General features: G+C 51.9%; 16 protein-coding genes. 7 read left to right on the top strand and 9 right to left on the bottom strand.

All coding sequences use genetic code 11. From position 1 onward, the window contains the following. Nucleotides 1-64 precede the first annotated feature (64 nt). The gene (locus HMPREF1051_RS08465; protein WP_003767165.1) at nucleotides 65-724 is read left to right on the top strand and encodes a YecA family protein; all 660 of its coding nucleotides are present in this window, start codon (nucleotides 65-67) and stop codon (nucleotides 722-724) included. Between the two features lie 60 nt (nucleotides 725-784). On the opposite strand, the gene HMPREF1051_RS08470 is transcribed toward HMPREF1051_RS08465, so the two are convergent. Further along, the gene (locus tag HMPREF1051_RS08470) at nucleotides 785-1273 is read right to left on the bottom strand and encodes a DUF456 domain-containing protein (RefSeq protein ID WP_003767142.1); all 489 of its coding nucleotides are present in this window, start codon (nucleotides 1271-1273) and stop codon (nucleotides 785-787) included. 73 nt (nucleotides 1274-1346) lie between these two features. Between HMPREF1051_RS08470 and HMPREF1051_RS08475 the strand changes: the two genes are divergently transcribed. Together HMPREF1051_RS08475 and HMPREF1051_RS08480 are read left to right on the top strand one after the other, a co-directional pair. Continuing rightward, nucleotides 1347-1541, top strand: a complete 195-nt coding sequence (locus HMPREF1051_RS08475; RefSeq protein WP_003767161.1) for a hypothetical protein — start codon at nucleotides 1347-1349, stop codon at nucleotides 1539-1541. Between the two features lie 231 nt (nucleotides 1542-1772). Continuing rightward, nucleotides 1773-3101 carry an anaerobic C4-dicarboxylate transporter family protein gene (locus tag HMPREF1051_RS08480; RefSeq protein WP_036492610.1) on the top strand — a complete coding sequence of 443 codons (1329 nt, stop codon included), beginning with the start codon at nucleotides 1773-1775 and terminating at the stop codon, nucleotides 3099-3101. A gap of 69 nt (nucleotides 3102-3170) precedes the next feature. Here HMPREF1051_RS08480 and HMPREF1051_RS08485 read toward each other — a convergent pair whose 3' ends face one another. Continuing rightward, nucleotides 3171-3476 (bottom strand): hypothetical protein, encoded by a 306-nt coding sequence (locus tag HMPREF1051_RS08485; RefSeq protein ID WP_003767167.1) that lies wholly within the window; start codon nucleotides 3474-3476, stop codon nucleotides 3171-3173. 262 nt (nucleotides 3477-3738) lie between these two features. Beyond that, nucleotides 3739-4617, bottom strand: a complete 879-nt coding sequence (locus HMPREF1051_RS08490) for a cupin-like domain-containing protein (protein ID WP_003767148.1) — start codon at nucleotides 4615-4617, stop codon at nucleotides 3739-3741. A 146-nt stretch (nucleotides 4618-4763) separates the two neighbouring features. Here HMPREF1051_RS08490 and HMPREF1051_RS08495 point away from each other — a divergent pair, with 146 nt between their 5' ends. From HMPREF1051_RS08495 to trpD, 3 genes are all read left to right on the top strand, one after another. Beyond that, entirely contained in the window at nucleotides 4764-5099 is a 336-nt protein-coding gene (locus tag HMPREF1051_RS08495; RefSeq protein ID WP_003767144.1) for a hypothetical protein, read from the top strand. Between the two features lie 14 nt (nucleotides 5100-5113). Continuing rightward, a complete protein-coding gene (locus tag HMPREF1051_RS08500; protein ID WP_003767156.1) occupies nucleotides 5114-5704 on the top strand; it encodes an aminodeoxychorismate/anthranilate synthase component II in 591 nt (196 codons plus the stop codon). A 67-nt stretch (nucleotides 5705-5771) separates the two neighbouring features. Beyond that, on the top strand, nucleotides 5772-6806 hold the full coding sequence (trpD, locus tag HMPREF1051_RS08505; RefSeq protein WP_003767159.1) for an anthranilate phosphoribosyltransferase: 1035 nt from the start codon (nucleotides 5772-5774) through the stop codon (nucleotides 6804-6806). Between the two features lie 168 nt (nucleotides 6807-6974). On the opposite strand, the gene HMPREF1051_RS08510 is transcribed toward trpD, so the two are convergent. The 5 genes from HMPREF1051_RS08510 to ilvA form a co-directional block, all read right to left on the bottom strand. Continuing rightward, a complete protein-coding gene (locus HMPREF1051_RS08510; RefSeq protein ID WP_003767175.1) occupies nucleotides 6975-8084 on the bottom strand; it encodes an SGNH/GDSL hydrolase family protein in 1110 nt (369 codons plus the stop codon). 113 nt (nucleotides 8085-8197) lie between these two features. Then, nucleotides 8198-9274 carry a peptidoglycan O-acetyltransferase PatB gene (gene patB / locus HMPREF1051_RS08515; RefSeq protein WP_003767163.1) on the bottom strand — a complete coding sequence of 359 codons (1077 nt, stop codon included), beginning with the start codon at nucleotides 9272-9274 and terminating at the stop codon, nucleotides 8198-8200. Between the two features lie 15 nt (nucleotides 9275-9289). Next, a complete protein-coding gene (locus tag HMPREF1051_RS08520; RefSeq protein WP_003767177.1) occupies nucleotides 9290-10726 on the bottom strand; it encodes an MBOAT family O-acyltransferase in 1437 nt (478 codons plus the stop codon). A 418-nt stretch (nucleotides 10727-11144) separates the two neighbouring features. Beyond that, entirely contained in the window at nucleotides 11145-11870 is a 726-nt protein-coding gene (rph, locus tag HMPREF1051_RS08525) for a ribonuclease PH (RefSeq protein ID WP_003767155.1), read from the bottom strand. A 437-nt stretch (nucleotides 11871-12307) separates the two neighbouring features. Next, entirely contained in the window at nucleotides 12308-13834 is a 1527-nt protein-coding gene (ilvA, locus tag HMPREF1051_RS08530) for a threonine ammonia-lyase, biosynthetic (protein WP_036492607.1), read from the bottom strand. 215 nt (nucleotides 13835-14049) lie between these two features. On the opposite strand from ilvA, the gene HMPREF1051_RS08535 reads away from it, so the two are divergent. After that, the gene (locus HMPREF1051_RS08535) at nucleotides 14050-15303 is read left to right on the top strand and encodes a D-alanyl-D-alanine carboxypeptidase family protein (RefSeq protein ID WP_036492615.1); all 1254 of its coding nucleotides are present in this window, start codon (nucleotides 14050-14052) and stop codon (nucleotides 15301-15303) included. Between the two features lie 107 nt (nucleotides 15304-15410). Here HMPREF1051_RS08535 and HMPREF1051_RS08540 read toward each other — a convergent pair whose 3' ends face one another. Beyond that, on the bottom strand, nucleotides 15411-16334 hold the full coding sequence (locus HMPREF1051_RS08540; RefSeq protein WP_003767173.1) for a pseudouridine synthase: 924 nt from the start codon (nucleotides 16332-16334) through the stop codon (nucleotides 15411-15413). Between the last annotated feature and the right edge of the window lie 169 nt (nucleotides 16335-16503).

Below are 16503 nucleotides of genomic sequence, written 5' to 3' on the forward strand. Positions count from 1 at the left end.
GCAACGCCGTACTGGTTTAAAGTTAATCCACTATAAACATACCATTTAAAATTAAGGAATAACCATGCAATTGCAAGCATTTGACGAAGCGTCGCGCGTACGCCTGATGGAGCTGCTCGATGCCAAATCGGAACACCACAACACCATGCGCTGCGATGAGGTGCAGGCGTTTATGATGGCTTTGTTGAGCGGTCCCGATGCGCTGAACCCGAATGACTGGCTGCCTGAAGTTTTGGGCGACGAATCCTTATTTGATGCCAAAGAGCGCACCGAAATCGAGCGTTTGGTCATCGGTTTGGCGGCGGATTTGCGTATCAAACTCAGTAAAAAAATGCTGCCCGATTTGTGGTTATACGAAGATGCTGCCTCCAATCCCGATATTTATACTTGGTGTAACGCTTATCTCTATGCTTTGGATATCGTTCCGACCGATTGGTTTGAGGCGGTTGATCAGGAAGAGTTTGAAGATTTGTTCTATCCGATTATGGCTTTGGGCGGGATTTACGATGAAGAACGAAACGGCGAAATCATCCTGCACCTGACCGAAAAAGAACTCGCCCAGCTCGAATCCGAGCTGCCGCATGTGTTGCTGGATATTTATTGGTATTGGCAGGCAATCATCAACAAACCGCAAACGGTACGCCGCGAAGGCGACAAAACCGGACGCAACGACCCTTGCCCTTGCGGCAGCGGTAAGAAATACAAAGCCTGCTGTAACAAATAAGCGTTCAAAAACCAAAGGTCGTCTGAAAATTCAGACGACCTTTGGTTTTGAAGAGATGGCTTAGAAAAACGAAGCCAACCATACGGATAGGACAGTCAGCATAATGGTCAGCGCGCAGCCGATTTTGGCAACCGTACCGATGATAAAGCCGATAAACGTACCGATGCCGACTTTGCCAGCCTGCCAACTGTCTTTGCGGGCGATGAATTCGCCGCTGGCTGCACCAATCAGAGGGCCTAACAGCAGGCCGGGGATGGCGAAGAATGCGCCCACAATGCCGCCGATAAACGCTCCCCAGACAGCGGTTTTACTTGCCCCCGTATATTTTGCCCCCAACGCGCCCGCGACATAATCCATTGCCGTGCCGAAAATGGCGACAACGGCAAGGAAAATGAGTGTGCCGGAACCGAAAACCTGATAGTCGCCGGCGTAGCCCAACAGCCATGCGCCGACAAACATCAAGCCCAATCCCGGCAAGGCGGGGTAAATCGTGCCAAAAATGCCGACCGCTATGGCAATCAGACCGAGGATAATCAGGATAGCAGTCATCGCTTTCTTTCAAATATGAAGTGGTATAACGGCAGTATTATGGGGATGTTTCGGCTGATTTCGATAAGGCCGGATGCAAGAAAATGAAAATTTATATCGGGATGTTGCAGCTTGGGATAGGGAATTGAGCATTGCAGGATATTTCATTGAAAGGCGGTTTAAGAGAAATCAAATAGATTTTTGTATGAACATAAAGCCTTGTCTGCAAACCGCGCTAAACATTTTTGCGTTGAACAAATTTCCTGAAAAAGGTCGTCTGAAAAAATGAATTTCGGTGTTTTCAGACGACCTTTGATGTCTTAATTTCAGTAAAACATTGTTAATAACGAGTGCTTACTCTATAATCACGCCCGATTTAATCGGATAAAGTGTTGGTATTTAAAATAAAAACAGAAATATGGATATCAGATGTAATGCAACAGCAGCTTCCGCCGATATCCGCTTTAATCCGTTTCCTCTTCAAGATTTTTTTACAAACAATGGAGTGTTCATGTCCACAATGTTTTTTATCCAGTTCGCCATCGTACTGGTGTGTATCTTAATCGGCGCGCAGGTCGGTGGTATCGGCTTGGGTGTGCTCGGCGGTATCGGGCTGGCAGTTTTGGCCTTCGGTTTCCATCTTGAGCCGACCAGTCCGCCGATTGACGTGATGCTGATGATTATGGCGGTCGTTTCCGCTGCCGCATCGATGCAGGCAAGCGGCGGCTTGGACTACATGATTAAAATCGCTACCCGCGTTTTACACCGCAATCCGAAATACATCACTTTCATCGCGCCTATGGTGACTTATCTGTTTACCGTACTGGCAGGCACGGGACACGTCGCTTATTCGGTATTGCCCGTCATTGCTGAAGTCAGCCGCCGCAACGGCATCCGTCCTTCCCGTCCGCTGACGATGGCGGTCATCGCGTCGCAATTCGCCATTGTTGCCAGCCCGATTGCGGCCGCGGTCGTCGCCTGCGTGACCTACCTTGAACCGCAACACATCACGATGGCTGATGTGCTGAAAGTGACTGTTCCTTCAACTGTTTTCGGTATCGGCCTTGCCTGCATATTCGTCAACAAGCTCGGCAAAGAGTTGAAAGATGACCCGCATTATCAGGCGTTGCTGAAAGACCCGGAATATGTAGAAGCCAACGAAAAAGATTCGACTGAAGTATCCAATGCGCCTGTCAGCAAAGAGGCGAAACTTTCGGTCGGGATTTTCCTTGCCGCCGCATTGCTGGTGGTGGTCATGGGTGCCGTACCGGAGTTGCGCCCGACTTTCCAAACGGAAGAAGGCCCGAAACTGATGGGCATGGCGCACACCATCGAAATCGTCATGCTTTCCGCTGCCGCGCTGATTATCCTGCTTTGCAAACCGAATGGTAACGCGATTACCAAAGGCTCGGTGTTCCATGCGGGGATGCGCGCCGTTATCGCCGTATTCGGCGTAGCATGGCTGGGCGACACATTGATGCACGGTCATCTGGCCGAAGTCAAAGAAACCGTATCGCATTTGGTCGAAACTGCGCCGTGGACTTTCGCGTTTGCCCTGTTCGTTTTGTCCGTCTTGGTTAACAGCCAAGGGGCGACCGTTGCAACGCTGTTCCCCATCGGTATTTCGCTGGGCATTCCCGCTCCGATTATCATCGGCACGTTTGTCGCGGTGAACGGCTACTTCTTCATCCCGAACTACGGTCCGATTATCGCAGCGATTGATTTTGACAGCACGGGTTCGACCAAAATCGGCAAATTTATTTTCAACCACAGCTTTATGATTCCCGGCCTCTTGAGCATGGCGTTTAGCTTGGTATTCGGTTTGCTGCTGGCGAATTACTTCTTTTAAGGTCGTCTGAAAAAAAAGGTCGTCTGAAAGTTTTCAGACGACCTTTGCTATATCTTATGGGCAAAAATCTTATTCGCAATGAAGCGAGCGCGTTTTTTCGGCGAAAGAATCCATAGCAATTTTGCACATGGTTTCACGTTGCGTTAAATCGGCGGCAGGCAGGGATTGAAACAGGAATTTTGTATTGTTGCGCTGAAAATCGGATTTGGCGCCTGCCTTTTTGTAACAATTCTCCGCGCGCGTGAAGTATTGTTGGCAGATTTTGGGCAGCTCTTCAAAGGTCAGCGGTTTATGTTTATGCATGCCGTGAGCGGATGCGGAGAATGCCGATGCCGTTAAAACAAGGGCGGTGAAGAATTTTAGAGGTGTTTGCATGATGCACTCCGGTTAAAAAATGGGGCAAAGCAGGCAGGAGCAAGGTCAGTCCGCCTGCTTTGACAGATTGGTTTCAGCTATCGCCGACGTTTTAAAAAAATATGCGCTTTGTATTTCGCATTTGTTGCATTTTTGCCTTACGCGCCGTGTCGGTATTGAGTAAGCAATGCCATCCATTGCTTCAAGTTTTGCGCTGGATACGGGGCAATTTGCGGATAAAGGTCGTCTGAAATACTGTTTTCAGACGACCTTTAAGCGTGTTTTAACGAGGTAGTCCGCGTTCCCATGCGCGGCGGGCGCGTTTGCAGGCAAGCTGTTCTTTCCAATTCATGTAGCGTGCTTTAAAGCGGGCTTTCATGAAGTCGTCGAACTTGCGCTGTACAGTCAGGTTCCACAAACTATGCGCCTTAACCGCCCAGCTTTCATCCCATGCGCGCAGGGAGATGGAGAATGAGCCGTCAAGGTATTTCATCCAATGCCACCAGCCGGTCGGCATGAACAAGGTATCGCCGTATTCCAAGAAGCATTCGATACCTTCGATGCCTTCAAGCTCGGGGAAACGTTCCGTATCGGGGTTGTCGACGTGGTAGTCTTCCAGCGCGTAAGTGGCGAAAGGAATGCGGAACAGGCGCTCTTTCCATTTGTAATCGAACAAGATGATGTGTTTCTTGCCGAAATGCGTATGGAAGATGTGCGCCATATCAATGTCGTAGTGCAGGAAGGTTTCCGAACCTGCACCGCCGAAAAACAGGGTAGGGTAACGGTCTAAGAATCCGCCCATCAGCTCTTTGGGAAAAACGTAATCGTTCAGTAAGGCGGGAGCGTGTTTGATGGGGTCAAATAAGAAAATCCGCAAATCCGTCGGCTCGCGTTTGATCAGATCGATATAATCGCTGAAGCGCATTTCCGTACTGGCGGCGTTAATCGGCGCGGAAGGGTCGGCTTTGGCGCTGTCGTACAAGGGGACGACGATATCGCCGACGGTTTCTTTCATATAGTCCAGCGACCATTTGTCACGGGCAGGCCAGTTGCGGGTCAGTCCTTTGATCACGACGGGACGGCGCGGCTTGAGATAATTCTGATAAAAATCTTCGCGGCTGATGTCATCAACAACATCAATCGGAGTAAGTTTGAAACCCATAAGCAAATCTCTTTTTGGAATGTAAGACTGATTTTAAGTGAATATTTCGGAAGGAGGCAAGCGATGTTTCAGACGACCTGATTGGAATCAAGAATCGAGGTTAACTGTGATATTATGTCGATATAAATATTCCGTCCGAAACGCTTATGAACGATGCAGACGATTATTTGGGCAAGATGCCTTTTTTTATTGTATTCCTCGACCCGCTGCACACGGATTTCCACAGCAGCGGCAAGCCTCTGAACGAATACATCGCCCGCCATCCGCTGATGCACGACAAGCTGCACCGCCCCGCTTTTGCCGCCAAAGTGTTGGAAATGGCGGCAAACAGCAGCAATATGCGTGTTTTTGTCCGCAAAGCGGATGCGCTGATTAAGCATCCGCTGCATTATATTGTCCGTAACGGCGTTTTCCGAACCGAAGAGCAGATGTGGGCGTTTATCAATTCGCCCGAAAACATCGCCGCCGTCAAACAACCCTAAAAGGCCGTACCCCCATGCTTTTGTTCATTGATAACTATGACAGTTTCACCTACAACATCGTCCAATATTTCGCCGAGCTCGGTCAGGAAGTCGTCGTCCGCCGCAACGACGATATTACGCTTGAAGAAATCGAAGCTTTGAAACCGCAATATCTCGTTATCGGGCCGGGTCCTTGTTCGCCGAAAGAAGCGGGCATTTCCGTCGCTGCCATGCGCCATTTCGCCGGCAAGCTGCCGATTATGGGCGTGTGCCTCGGGCATCAGACGATAGGCGAAGCGTTCGGCGGGGATGTGGTGCGGGCAAAAACGCTGATGCACGGCAAAGTTTCGCCCGTGTTCCATTTGAACAAAGGCATGTTTAAAGATTTGCCCGATCCTGTCACCTGCACGCGTTATCACAGCCTTGTCATCGCCCGCGATACGCTGCCCGATTGCTTGGAAGTCACCGCATGGACGGAAGATCAGGAAATCATGGGCGTGCGGCACAAAGAATACGCCGTCGAGGGCGTACAGTTCCACCCCGAAGCCCTGTTGACCGAACACGGACACGATATGTTGAAAAACTTTTTGGAAGAATTTAAAGACTTCCAAGCGTCCGCTGCTTAAACCAAACGTCGTCTGAAAACTTTCAGACGACGTTTGACGTAAAAATACCCGTAAAAAGGATTGAACCATGATTACACCGCAACAAGCCATCGAACGATTAATCAGCAACAACGAATTGTTTTACGACGAAATGACCGACCTGATGCGCCAGATTATGAGCGGACAGGTGCCGCCCGAACAAATCGCCGCCATCTTGACCGGATTGCGGATTAAAGTCGAAACCGTATCGGAAATCACCGCCGCCGCCGCCGTCATGCGCGACTTTGCCGCCAAAGTGCCGCTGGAAAATTCAGACGACCTCGTCGATATTGTCGGTACGGGCGGGGACGGTGCGAAAACCTTCAATATTTCCACGACTTCGATGTTTGTCGCGGCGGCGGCAGGCGCGAAAGTTGCCAAACACGGCGGGCGCTCCGTTTCCTCGTCCAGCGGCGCGGCAGACGTGATGGAGCAGATGGGCGCGGTGTTGAACATTACACCGGAGCAAGTCGCCGAAAGCATCCGTCAAACAGGCTTGGGCTTTATGTTTGCCCAAAACCACCACAGCGCGATGCGCCACGTCGCGCCCGTGCGCCGCTCGCTCGGGTTTAGAAGTATTTTCAATATCTTAGGCCCGCTGACTAACCCTGCCGGTGCGCCAAACCAGCTCTTAGGCGTGTTCCACATTGATTTGTGCGGCATCCTGTCGCGCGTATTGAAACAGCTTGGTTCCAAACACGTTTTGGTCGTGTGCGGCGAAGGCGGTTTGGACGAAATCACGCTGACGGGCAAAACCCGCGTTGCCGAGCTGAAAGACGGAGAAATCCGCGAATACGACATCAGCCCTGCAGATTTCGGCATTGAAATCCGCCGCGATTTGGACGAAATCAAAGTCGCCAACGCGCAAGAGTCTTTGGAAAAAATGGATGAAGTGTTGAGCGGCAAACATGGCGCGGCACGCGACATCGTCCTGCTCAACGCCGCCGCCGCGCTTTATGCCGGCAATGTCGTGCCTTCGCTGGCGGACGGTGTCAAAGCCGCCGAAGCAGCCATCGACTCGGGCAAGGCAAAAGCGAAAAAAGAAGAATTTGTCCGCTTTACGCAGCAATTTGCCAAAGAGTAAGCGAAGGTCGTCTGAAAACGGAAATTCGATGCTGATTATCGGGAACGGGCTGAAACGCTGCGAAACCGTTCGATAAGCAGTTGAGGAGGATTGAACGTCTTCAAGAAAAGATAGAAAAGTGCCGTCATCAAAAAAAGGTCGTCTGAAAATTTTCAGACGACCTTTTGTTTAATCTGCCATTTGTATCAAGCTGTCGGCGAGGCGGTCGGCGGCTTGGCGGTAGCCTTTGCCTGAGAAGTGGACGCCGTCTTTGGCGGCGAGGCCTTGGCTCATCCAGCTTTTCATGCTGCATTCGCCGCCCATCGCGTTCTGCCACGACCAATACATGATTTTTTCGTCGCGGGCAATGCGTTGCTGCATTTGTTGGATGCTGCTTAAGGTGGCGGGGCGTGTGCCGCAGCTTCCTGAGGTGCTTTTTAGGGATTCGGGCGCGCCGAGAATCAGGATGCCTGCGTCGGGCAGGCTTTGTTTGATTTGGCGGATGTAGCTGCGCCAGCTTTGTTCGGTGGCTGTGATGTCCAAATCGCGGGCGAAGGCTTCGTTGGTGCCGTAGGCGATGATAACGAGGTCGGCGCGGGTTTGGGCAAGGTCATCCTGCCAAGAGGGACGCCATTTGGACCAGTGGGTCAGTTGCGCGCCGTTGATGCCGAGTGCGGAAACGGTTACGCCGCGTCCGGGATTTTCGATATTGATGTAGCCGATGTCCCAAGGCATGGAGCTGCTGAGGGTCAGGGGCAGGCGGCCGTTGCTGCGGATGATTTGCCAGCCGCTGCTTCCGGCGGGGACTTCGCGTCCGTTGAACGACAGGGTTTGTTCGGGCAGGACGGGTTTGGCGAAAACGGAAATCTGCCTCTCGCCGCTGCTTCCGTCTTTGGCGCTGATGGTAACGCTGCTGCCGTTGGCTTTGGCGATGATGCCGCCTAAGGGGAAGTCGTCTGAAACGCTGCGGCTGCTGACGGTTTGCCATGAACCGTCATAGCGGACGGCTGCGCTGCGTTGTCCTTTGACGGTAGAGGGGTAAACCCAGCCTATGCCGCCGTCGCCCCATTTTTGCTGGAGGCGCAGGCGTAGTTGTTCGGTGAAAAGGTCGCCGGCGGTGTGTGAATCGCCGATTTGGAGGATGCGGAATTTGCCGTCCGAGCTGCGGTCGAGTTTTTTGAGCTTGGAGAGCCAGGCGGGACGGCTGCTGCCGTAGTTTTCCAGCAGCATATCGGCGGCGGGGGCGGCGGCAGACAGGCACAATGCGGTAAGGGATACGGACAGGGTTTTGATGTTCATGAGTTTCCTGTGTGTGGTTTCAGACGACGTCTTTTGACGCGGCAGAAGGCTATTGTAACGAAAAAGACGGCATTGGATAAACAAAACGCCGTCCTTTTGCTGCCGATACGGGCTTAACGTGCGGATAATTGTTCCGTGTGTTCTTCGCCGTTCATTTCAGGGGTCGTCTGAAAAACGATTTTTTCCATGATTTTATCCGCGAGCAGTTTTTGCCCTTCAGCAGAGAAGTGGATGCCGTCTTTGCTGCGGTAGCGGATGATTTTTCCATTGATGTTGACGGAGTCGGCGTAGGTGTCCGAGCCGTTGCTGAGGAGTTTGTCGGTCGGTATCCACAGGGCTTTTGGACTGATCTCGTCTGCTAAAAGTTTGTCGAGATATCGCATTTGCTTGTTAAGTTTTGCCTGTTTCATATAAGGGATGCCCATCCAAATGACTTGCACGTGGTGTTGTTCGGCGGCGGCCAAGATGCGGTTGACGCGGCTGAGGTATTCTTCCGACCATTCGGGCGAGGCGAATTTCAGGTATTTTTTGCCTTTCGGGAAGTCCCACGGATCGTTGGGGCCGAGGAAAACGACCAGAAGGCGGATGTCGGTTTGTTGTTTCAGCGTTTGTTCGATGGTGTTCGGCCAGTCGAAAAACTTGGGATAGGACAATCCGGTGCTTTGTTTGCTTAGGTTCACCGACTGGATGCCGTATTGTTTTTTCAGGCTTCTTTCTACAAAAGGTGCAACGCCCTGCATCATCGAGTCGCCGGCAAAAAAGACTTTGTCGCCTTGTCCGAGAACGATATTGGCGGGCGGGGTAATAGGGAGGTGATGTGCTTCGGGTAGTTTGCCGTTTTGTGCCGTCTGAGGTTGGCGTCCGTCGGCGGGACGGTTTTTTTCGTGCGGTTCGGACGCATTAAGCTGCGCATTTTGTTCAGACGACCCGTCGTTTTCAGCGATTTGAGGTTCCGGTTCGGCAATCACAGGCTGTCCTGCCAAACGTGCTTTGAGGTCGTCTGAAAAGGCGTATGCATCTTGTTGCAGCTTCGCGCCCGTGCGCCACCATTCGTATTCGGACAAAGGCTCCAACGGCGAAGCCTGATGATAGGTTTGCTGCCAATAGGCATTGATGGAATCTTGACTGAACCACGCCGCGCCAAAGGCGCAAACCAAAAGGGAGGCAAACAGGGAAATAAAGCGTTTCATATTCTGATTGTCCTTTTAAAAATCGGCGTAAATAAAGCCCGGGATGCCTGACGGCGCCAATACGATAATCAACACCAACACCAGCGTCAGCGGTATAAACCACAGCCACATCGGCATTTTTTCCAACGTCGCTACTGCGCCGTCAAACAGGCGAAGCAAATACGGGTAGAGCAAAATCATCAGGCCAAACGCGGCAAGCAGCAGGATATCCGTCTGTTTCGGCGCTGCCCAACCTGCTTCGTTGGCGAATAAGGCATCAAATACCATCTGCGTATCGGCGAGGCTGCCGGTGTTGAACACGACGAAAGTGAAGCAGACGAAATGGAAAGTGACAAACCAGGCAAGCGGACGCAAGATTTTCAGACGACGTGAACTGTCCCGACCGAATATTTTGTAGCCGCAGTTGAGCAAAATTAATGCCACGCCGTGCAGCGCGCCCCAAAGCAGGAAATTCCAGCCGTAGCCATGCCAAACGCCCGACAATACCATCGCCAGCAGCAAGTTGAACTGCGTCAGGACGAAGCCGTGTTTGCTGCCGCCCAAAGGAATATAAATATAGTCGCGTATCCAGGTGGAAAGGCTGATGTGCCAACGGTTCCAGAAGTCGCGGATATTGAACGCGCGCAGCGGTGCCGCAAAGTTTTTCGGCAGGTGGAAACCGAGCAGCATCGCCATCCCGATTACCAAATCCGAATAGCCTGAAAAATCGAAGAAAAGCTGGAAAGTATAGCCGTACACCCCCGACAACACGCCCCAGCCATCAAACTGGGCAGGATTCTCAAAAACGGGCGATACCCAGCCGTCTCCCAGCGCACCTGCCAGCCACCATTTTTTAGCAATGCCCAGCAAAATCAAGCACACCGCCAGAGCGGGGCGCACCAATGCGCGCGGTTCGGCAGTCCGAATCTGTTCCAAAGCCCCCGCCTGTTCGCCGTCTATGCTTTTAAATGCCGCGGCACGGATAATCGGTCCGGAAGTAATCGTCGGGAAAAAGCTCAAATGCAGCAGCAATTCATGCCACGCAAAGCGGTCGCCCATCGGATGACGGCAGCAGTACACCAAATAAGCCAAAGATTGAAATGTGTAATAAGACAGCCCCAAAGGCATCAAGATATCGACAATCTCGCTCTGCCCCGTGTATTGGCGGATAAACGGGCGGAAAAAGTCGAAATATTTGAAGAAACACAATACTGCCAAAGCAGTTGCTACGCCGAAGCCCAGCCAGAATTTCCGTACGTTTTCGTTTTCAGACGACATCAACAGGCCGAGCAAATGCACGCAGGACGAATAGCAGGTAATTATGGCGGCAAAGATCGGATTCAAGTGATACAGCCAGCCCATCCCCGCCAGCAGAAGCAAAACATTCTGCACCGACGGCATACGGACAAATGCCCAATAAATAGGCAAAAAAGCAATAAAAAATACCGCGAATTCAATCGACAGCAACGGCATAAGTGTTCCTTGAAATTTTTATTATTCAGATGCCCCGAATATAGGTTTGGCAAGTCGAAGCGAACCATATATTTTAAATAAGTGTTTGAATTTATACAACTAACGATAATCTCGTTTTAGAACCGCTCGTCAGAGCTTGGGGCGGATTTTGAAATCTTTTGTCATAAATATCGTATTGGATAAGCAGGCTTTTTTTAAATTTTCAGAGATAAAAAGCAGGTTGGGCAGGGCATGCTGATTGCCCTTGTTTCGACACTCAATTTCAAGCAATGAATTGATTTAAGATGAAAAAAAAAGCAGATTCGGGGTAAAGATGCACGTAAGGTGTTTAAACCTTGACGGGTTTTACCTTGAATCTGCTTTTAATAAGGTTGATTTTTAAGAATAATTTTTTATTTCAATAGATTATATAATTTGCTTAAGAGGACAGGGCGGCTTGCTGGTGTGCCGTCAACTCGGCAATGCCTTTCTGCGCCAGCGCAATCAGTTTGCCCAATTCGTCCAAACTGAACGGCGCGCCTTCCGCCGTGCCTTGGATTTCGATGATTTTGCCCGATGCGGTCATAACGATGTTGACGTCGCTGTCGCAGCCGGAGTCTTCGGGGTAATTCAAATCCAAAAGCGGCACACCGTTCACCACGCCTGCGGAAACGGCGGCAACGGCTTCGCGGATGGGATTTTCGCTGATGAGGTCGTCTGAAAGCAGCTTGTTGACCGCAATTTGCAGGGCGACGAATGCGCCGGTAATAGACGCGGTGCGCGTTCCGCCATCAGCCTGAATCACGTCGCAATCAATCAGGATTTGGCGTTCGCCCAGTTTTTCCATATCTACGACGGCGCGTAGCGAACGCCCGATCAAGCGCTGGATTTCTTGGGTGCGCCCCGACTGTTTGCCTGCCGCGGCTTCACGGCGCATACGCGAGGCAGTGGAAGCGGGCAGCATCCCGTATTCGGCAGTAACCCAACCCTGACCCTTGCCGCGAAGGAAGGGCGGGACATTTTCGTCGATGGAAGCGGTGCAGATAACTTTGGTGTTGCCGCATTCGATCAGGCACGAGCCGTCGGCGTGCGGCAGGAAGTGCGGGGTGATTTTGATGTCGCGCAGGCTGTCGGCAGCGCGCGAGGTGCGGGTGTAATTGCTCATGATTTGTCCTTTGGGGAAACGGTAAAAATTTGTGGTTGGTATTATACGGGATTCGGCAGGGAGGCTGTTTCTATCATAGAAAATCCCTCCATCGCAGGAGGGAGTTAATTTAAGTTTACAAGTGATTAGATAACTCTTTTAACATACTGATAAGCATCATAATGGTAAAGACTGATGTTTCAATTGATATATTTGTTTTGCCGTGTGTATATGAAAATTTAATCATAATAAGCTATCAGCTCCTAAGTTAATAAAAAAACGAGAATCATGAGACTCTTGGCATAGTTTAAAGCTCTATTTGCGGGTTATATGCAGATTTAAGTAAATAAATATCTTTATAAAACAATAAACTAATATTTTTTTATTCTACCTATAAGCTAAGGTCGTCTGAAAACCATATCTAGTTTTCAGACGACCTTATTATATTTCCCTTTCAATCAAGCAAGGAACAGGCGGTATGCGGCGTTTTGGGTTTCGTCCTGATAGCTGTAACCGAGGCTTTCGAGGAAGTTTTCAAATGCCTCATCGTCGGTGGACGGGACGTCGATGCCGACGAGGATGCGGCCGTAGTCGGCGCCGTGGTTGCGGTAGTGGAAGAGGGTAATGTTCCAGCCGCCCTGCATATGGTTGAGGAAGCGGGCGAGTGCGCCGGGTCGCTCGGGGAACTCGAAGCTGATCAAGCGTTCGTGGGCGACTTTTGTTGTGCGTCCGCCGACCATGTAGCGGATGTGGATTTTGGAGATTTCGTCGTCGGTCAGGTCGACATTGGGCAGTCCGGCTTCGGTCAATTGGCGGCTGATGACGGCAAGGTCTTGGGAACCTGCGGTTTGCAGGCCGACGAAGATGTGGGCTTTTTGGTCGTCGCCGTATCGGTAGTTGAACTCGGTGATGTTGCGGCTGCCGAGCAGGTTGACGAATTTGAGGAAGCTGCCGCGCTCTTCGGGGATGGTAACGGCGAAAATACCTTCGTTGCCTTCGCCCAATTCGCTGCGTTCGGAAACGTGGCGCAGGCGGTGGAAATTCATGTTGGCGCCGCTGGTTACGGCGATGAGGGTTTGGTTTTGGATGCGGTTGCGGGCGGCGTAGGTTTTCAGGCCGGCGAGGGCGAGCGCTCCTGCGGGTTCGGTGATGCTGCGGGTGTCGTCGAAGATGTCTTTGATGGCGCCGCAGATAGCGTCAGTATCGACGGTGATGATGTCGTCCAAGAGGTCGCGGCAGAGGCGGAAGGTTTCTTCGCCGACGACTTTGACGGCGGTACCGTCGGAGAAGAGGCCGACGTCTTTGAGGCTAACGACTTTTCCAGCTTCGACGGATTGCTTCATGCAGCAGGAGTCGTTTGTTTGCACGCCGATGACTTTGATGCTGGGGCGGACTTGTTTGACGAACGCGGCAACGCCCGCCGCCAGTCCGCCGCCGCCGATGGGGACGAAGATGGCGTGGATGTCGTCGGGACGCTGGCGCACGATTTCCATGCCGACCGTGCCTTGTCCGGCAATCACGTCGGGGTCGTCAAACGGGGCGATGTAGGTCAGTTTTTCTTTTCCTGCCAACTCCATCGCGTAATCGTAGGCATCGTTGTAGGAAACGCCTTTGAGGACGACTTCTCCGCCGCGGCTTTTGACGGCGTCGATTTTGATTTTGGGCGTGGTTTCGGGCATGACGATGACGGCGCGGCAGCCTAAACGTTGTGCCGACAGTGCGACGCCTTGTGCGTGGTTGCCCGCACTGGCGGCGATGACGCCGCAGGCGAGTGCTTCTTTGGGCAGCTTCGCCATTTTGTTGTACGCGCCGCGGATTTTGAAGGAAAACACGGGTTGCAGGTCTTCGCGTTTGAGCAGGACGTTGTTGTTCAGACGACGTGACAGCCCGATTGCGGGTTCGAGCGGCGTTTCGACGGCAACGTCGTAAACGGAGGCGGTCAGGATGCGGATGAGGTAATCGGAATAAGAGGGGCGGTTGTTCATGGTTTTGTGTGCCGGAGGATTATTTTCAAAAGGAGTGTCCGCCGCCCGCGTCAAACTTTGCCAACAAAACGGCGGAAAGGTAAAACCATACCCTCGAGGTCGTCTGAAATCAAGAAAAATCTTAGCAAAGCGAAGTTGCGGCGGTATAATGACTGCCTTTTGTGCCAAACCGCACGACGCGGTTGTTTTTATTTCTGTTTCCGCACCACATCCCGATGAAAAAAACATTATCCGTATTGATCGCGGCAATGATGATTGCCGCCGCGCAAGCCGCGCCGCAAGCGGCTAAAAACAACGCAGCCCCCGCTGTTGCCGCTTCCGAGCCTGCACCTGCCGCCGCATCCCAGCCCGAAGCCATGATGCCCAGCATCAACAGCCCCGATGCGCCGCCTGCCATTGCCGCTGCCGCCTACATCGTTACCGATTTGCAAAGCCATCAAGTGCTTGCCTCCGGCAATATCGACACCCAAATCGAACCCGCTTCGCTGACCAAAATGATGACCGCCTATCTTGCGTTCAAAGCTTTGGAAAACGGCACATTGCGCGCCGACCAAATGCTGACCGTGTCCGATGCGGGCTGGAAAATCGAAGGCTCGCGGATGTTCCTCAGTCCCAAAGTTCCCGCCAGCGTCAGCGATTTGATTAAAGGCATGATTGTCCAATCCGGCAACGATGCTGCCACCACGCTTGCCGAAGCCATGGGAGGCGGCTCGGTGGATGCGTTCGTCCAACAAATGAACGACGAAGCCAAGCGTTTGGGCATGACCAAAACCCACTTTAAAAATCCGACCGGATTGGCTGCCGAAGGCCACGTTTCCACTGTCGGCGATTTAGCCATCCTCTCCGCCGCGCTGATACACGATTATCCGAAATACTATCCCGTATTTTCGATTAAATCCTTCAAATACAACAATGTCGAACAGCCAAACCGCAACCTCCTGCTCTACCGCGATTCCAATGTGGACGGTCTGAAGACGGGACACACCGAAAGCGCAGGCTACAACCTTGCCGCTTCCAGCAAACGCAACGGCAGACGCATCGTTTCCATCGTTGTCGGTACCGATTCCACCGAAGCCCGCGCGTCCGAAAGCGGCAAATTGCTCAACTGGGCATTGCAGGCATTCGACACGCCCAAGCTCTACAACGGCGGCGAAATCATTTCCAAGGTCAAAGTTTATAAAGGCAGCAGCAAATCGGTGAACGTCGGCTTCCTCGAAGACGTGTACATCACGATTCCCCACGATGCCGGACAAAACATCAAACCGATTTTAGAAACCGTCCAGCCCGTTATCGCCCCGATACGCAAAGGTCAAACCTTGGGCAAACTCAAAATCGTCAAAGACGGCAAAGTCATTACCGAGAAAAACGTCGTCGCCCTCCATTCCGTTGAAGAAGGCAGCTGGTTCAGACGGATGTGGGATGATATCGTATTGTGGTTCAAAGGCTTGTTCGGCAGCAGTTCGAAATAGGCAGGATTGATGAAAAGGTCGTCTGAAAATGGTTTTCAGACGACCTTTGTTTTGGATGCGAACAGGACGACGGCAAAGTCTTTATATAGTGGTTTAAAGTTAATCCACTATAACTTAAATCCGCTTTCAAATATCTGTTTTTGTCCGCTGATCGGGTCGGTAAACTCAATCTGTTTTGCCAGTAGTTTCAAAGGTTTTTCATAATCTTCATCGCCCGCCGCCAAAGGGGTGGGATAAAGCGCGTCGTTTAGCAGCGGCATGCCCAAACGCATCATATGCACCCGAAGCTGGTGTTTTTTCCCCGTATGCGGCGTCAGCCGGTAGAGGCTGAATTCGCCGCGGTTTTCAAGCAATTCGACCGTCGTATGGGCGTTCGGCTCGCCTTCGGTTTCCTGCGTCGTGAAAAACCGTTCCCCGCGCACCATGCGCGAAACCACGTCCAACGGATATACCAAATCCGTCCGCGTCGGCGCGACGGCGTGATAGGTTTTACGGACGCTTTTTTCCTGAAACATCGTTTGATAATCGCGGCGCGTGGCAGGATTGTGCGACAGCAGCATCACGCCCGCCGTATCTTTGTCCAAGCGGTGAACCGGCGTAATGTCTGCTACGTTCAAATGCTGCAATTCCGGCCGCAGGCGCAGGCGGGTCAGCAGGGTTTCGCGCAAAAAACGTCCGCTGGGGATAACGGGCAGAAAATGCGGTTTGTCAACGACAATCAGATGGTCGTCGATGTGTAGGATTTTTTCTTCAAACGGAATGACGGGTTCGCTATCGCTGCTGGTTTCACGGTAATAAAACATGGTTTTGCCCGGCTCGAACAGCGTGTGTTCGTCAAACGGCACGCCGTCTGCATCGACGACGAAGCCGCTGTTCAAACGCCTGCGCCAGTTGTCCTCGCCGACAAAGGAAAAGCGGACGCAGAGGAAATGCAACAGGGGCAGGCCGTAAAACGGTTTTTCGTGCGGCAGCACCAAATAGCTGGGTTTGACGCCGTTTAAAAGTGGGAGAGGGTTGGAGCGTTTTTTCATGTGGCGGATTGTACTCGGTTTCGGTCTTTTTTTCAGACGACCTAAGTCGGGTTAAGGTTGTCGGGTGATATAGTGGATTAACTTTAAACCAGTACGGCGTTGCCTCGCCTTAGCCCAAAGAGAACGATTCTCTAAGGTTCTGAAGCACCAAGTGAATCGGTTCCGTACT

It is taken from the genome of Neisseria sicca VK64, from assembly GCF_000260655.1.
Lineage (GTDB): Bacteria > Pseudomonadota > Gammaproteobacteria > Burkholderiales > Neisseriaceae > Neisseria > Neisseria sicca_B.

Bases quoted from the DNA above. Each gene is read 5' to 3' on its own strand.
- HMPREF1051_RS08475 (WP_003767161.1), top strand. From the start codon at position 1,347: ATGCAAGAAAATGAAAATTTATATCGGGATGTTGCAGCTTGGGATAGG.
- HMPREF1051_RS08495 (WP_003767144.1), top strand. From the start codon at position 4,764: ATGAACGATGCAGACGATTATTTGGGCAAGATGCCTTTTTTTATTGTA.
- patB (WP_003767163.1), bottom strand. From the start codon at position 9,274: ATGAAACGCTTTATTTCCCTGTTTGCCTCCCTTTTGGTTTGCGCCTTT.
- HMPREF1051_RS08480 (WP_036492610.1), top strand. From the start codon at position 1,773: ATGTTTTTTATCCAGTTCGCCATCGTACTGGTGTGTATCTTAATCGGC.
- trpD (WP_003767159.1), top strand. From the start codon at position 5,772: ATGATTACACCGCAACAAGCCATCGAACGATTAATCAGCAACAACGAA.
- HMPREF1051_RS08510 (WP_003767175.1), bottom strand. From the start codon at position 8,084: ATGAACATCAAAACCCTGTCCGTATCCCTTACCGCATTGTGCCTGTCT.
- HMPREF1051_RS08500 (WP_003767156.1), top strand. From the start codon at position 5,114: ATGCTTTTGTTCATTGATAACTATGACAGTTTCACCTACAACATCGTC.
- HMPREF1051_RS08465 (WP_003767165.1), top strand. From the start codon at position 65: ATGCAATTGCAAGCATTTGACGAAGCGTCGCGCGTACGCCTGATGGAG.
- HMPREF1051_RS08540 (WP_003767173.1), bottom strand. From the start codon at position 16,334: ATGAAAAAACGCTCCAACCCTCTCCCACTTTTAAACGGCGTCAAACCC.
- rph (WP_003767155.1), bottom strand. From the start codon at position 11,870: ATGAGCAATTACACCCGCACCTCGCGCGCTGCCGACAGCCTGCGCGAC.
- HMPREF1051_RS08490 (WP_003767148.1), bottom strand. From the start codon at position 4,617: ATGGGTTTCAAACTTACTCCGATTGATGTTGTTGATGACATCAGCCGC.
- HMPREF1051_RS08470 (WP_003767142.1), bottom strand. From the start codon at position 1,273: ATGACTGCTATCCTGATTATCCTCGGTCTGATTGCCATAGCGGTCGGC.
- ilvA (WP_036492607.1), bottom strand. From the start codon at position 13,834: ATGAACAACCGCCCCTCTTATTCCGATTACCTCATCCGCATCCTGACC.
- HMPREF1051_RS08520 (WP_003767177.1), bottom strand. From the start codon at position 10,726: ATGCCGTTGCTGTCGATTGAATTCGCGGTATTTTTTATTGCTTTTTTG.
- HMPREF1051_RS08485 (WP_003767167.1), bottom strand. From the start codon at position 3,476: ATGCAAACACCTCTAAAATTCTTCACCGCCCTTGTTTTAACGGCATCG.
- HMPREF1051_RS08535 (WP_036492615.1), top strand. From the start codon at position 14,050: ATGAAAAAAACATTATCCGTATTGATCGCGGCAATGATGATTGCCGCC.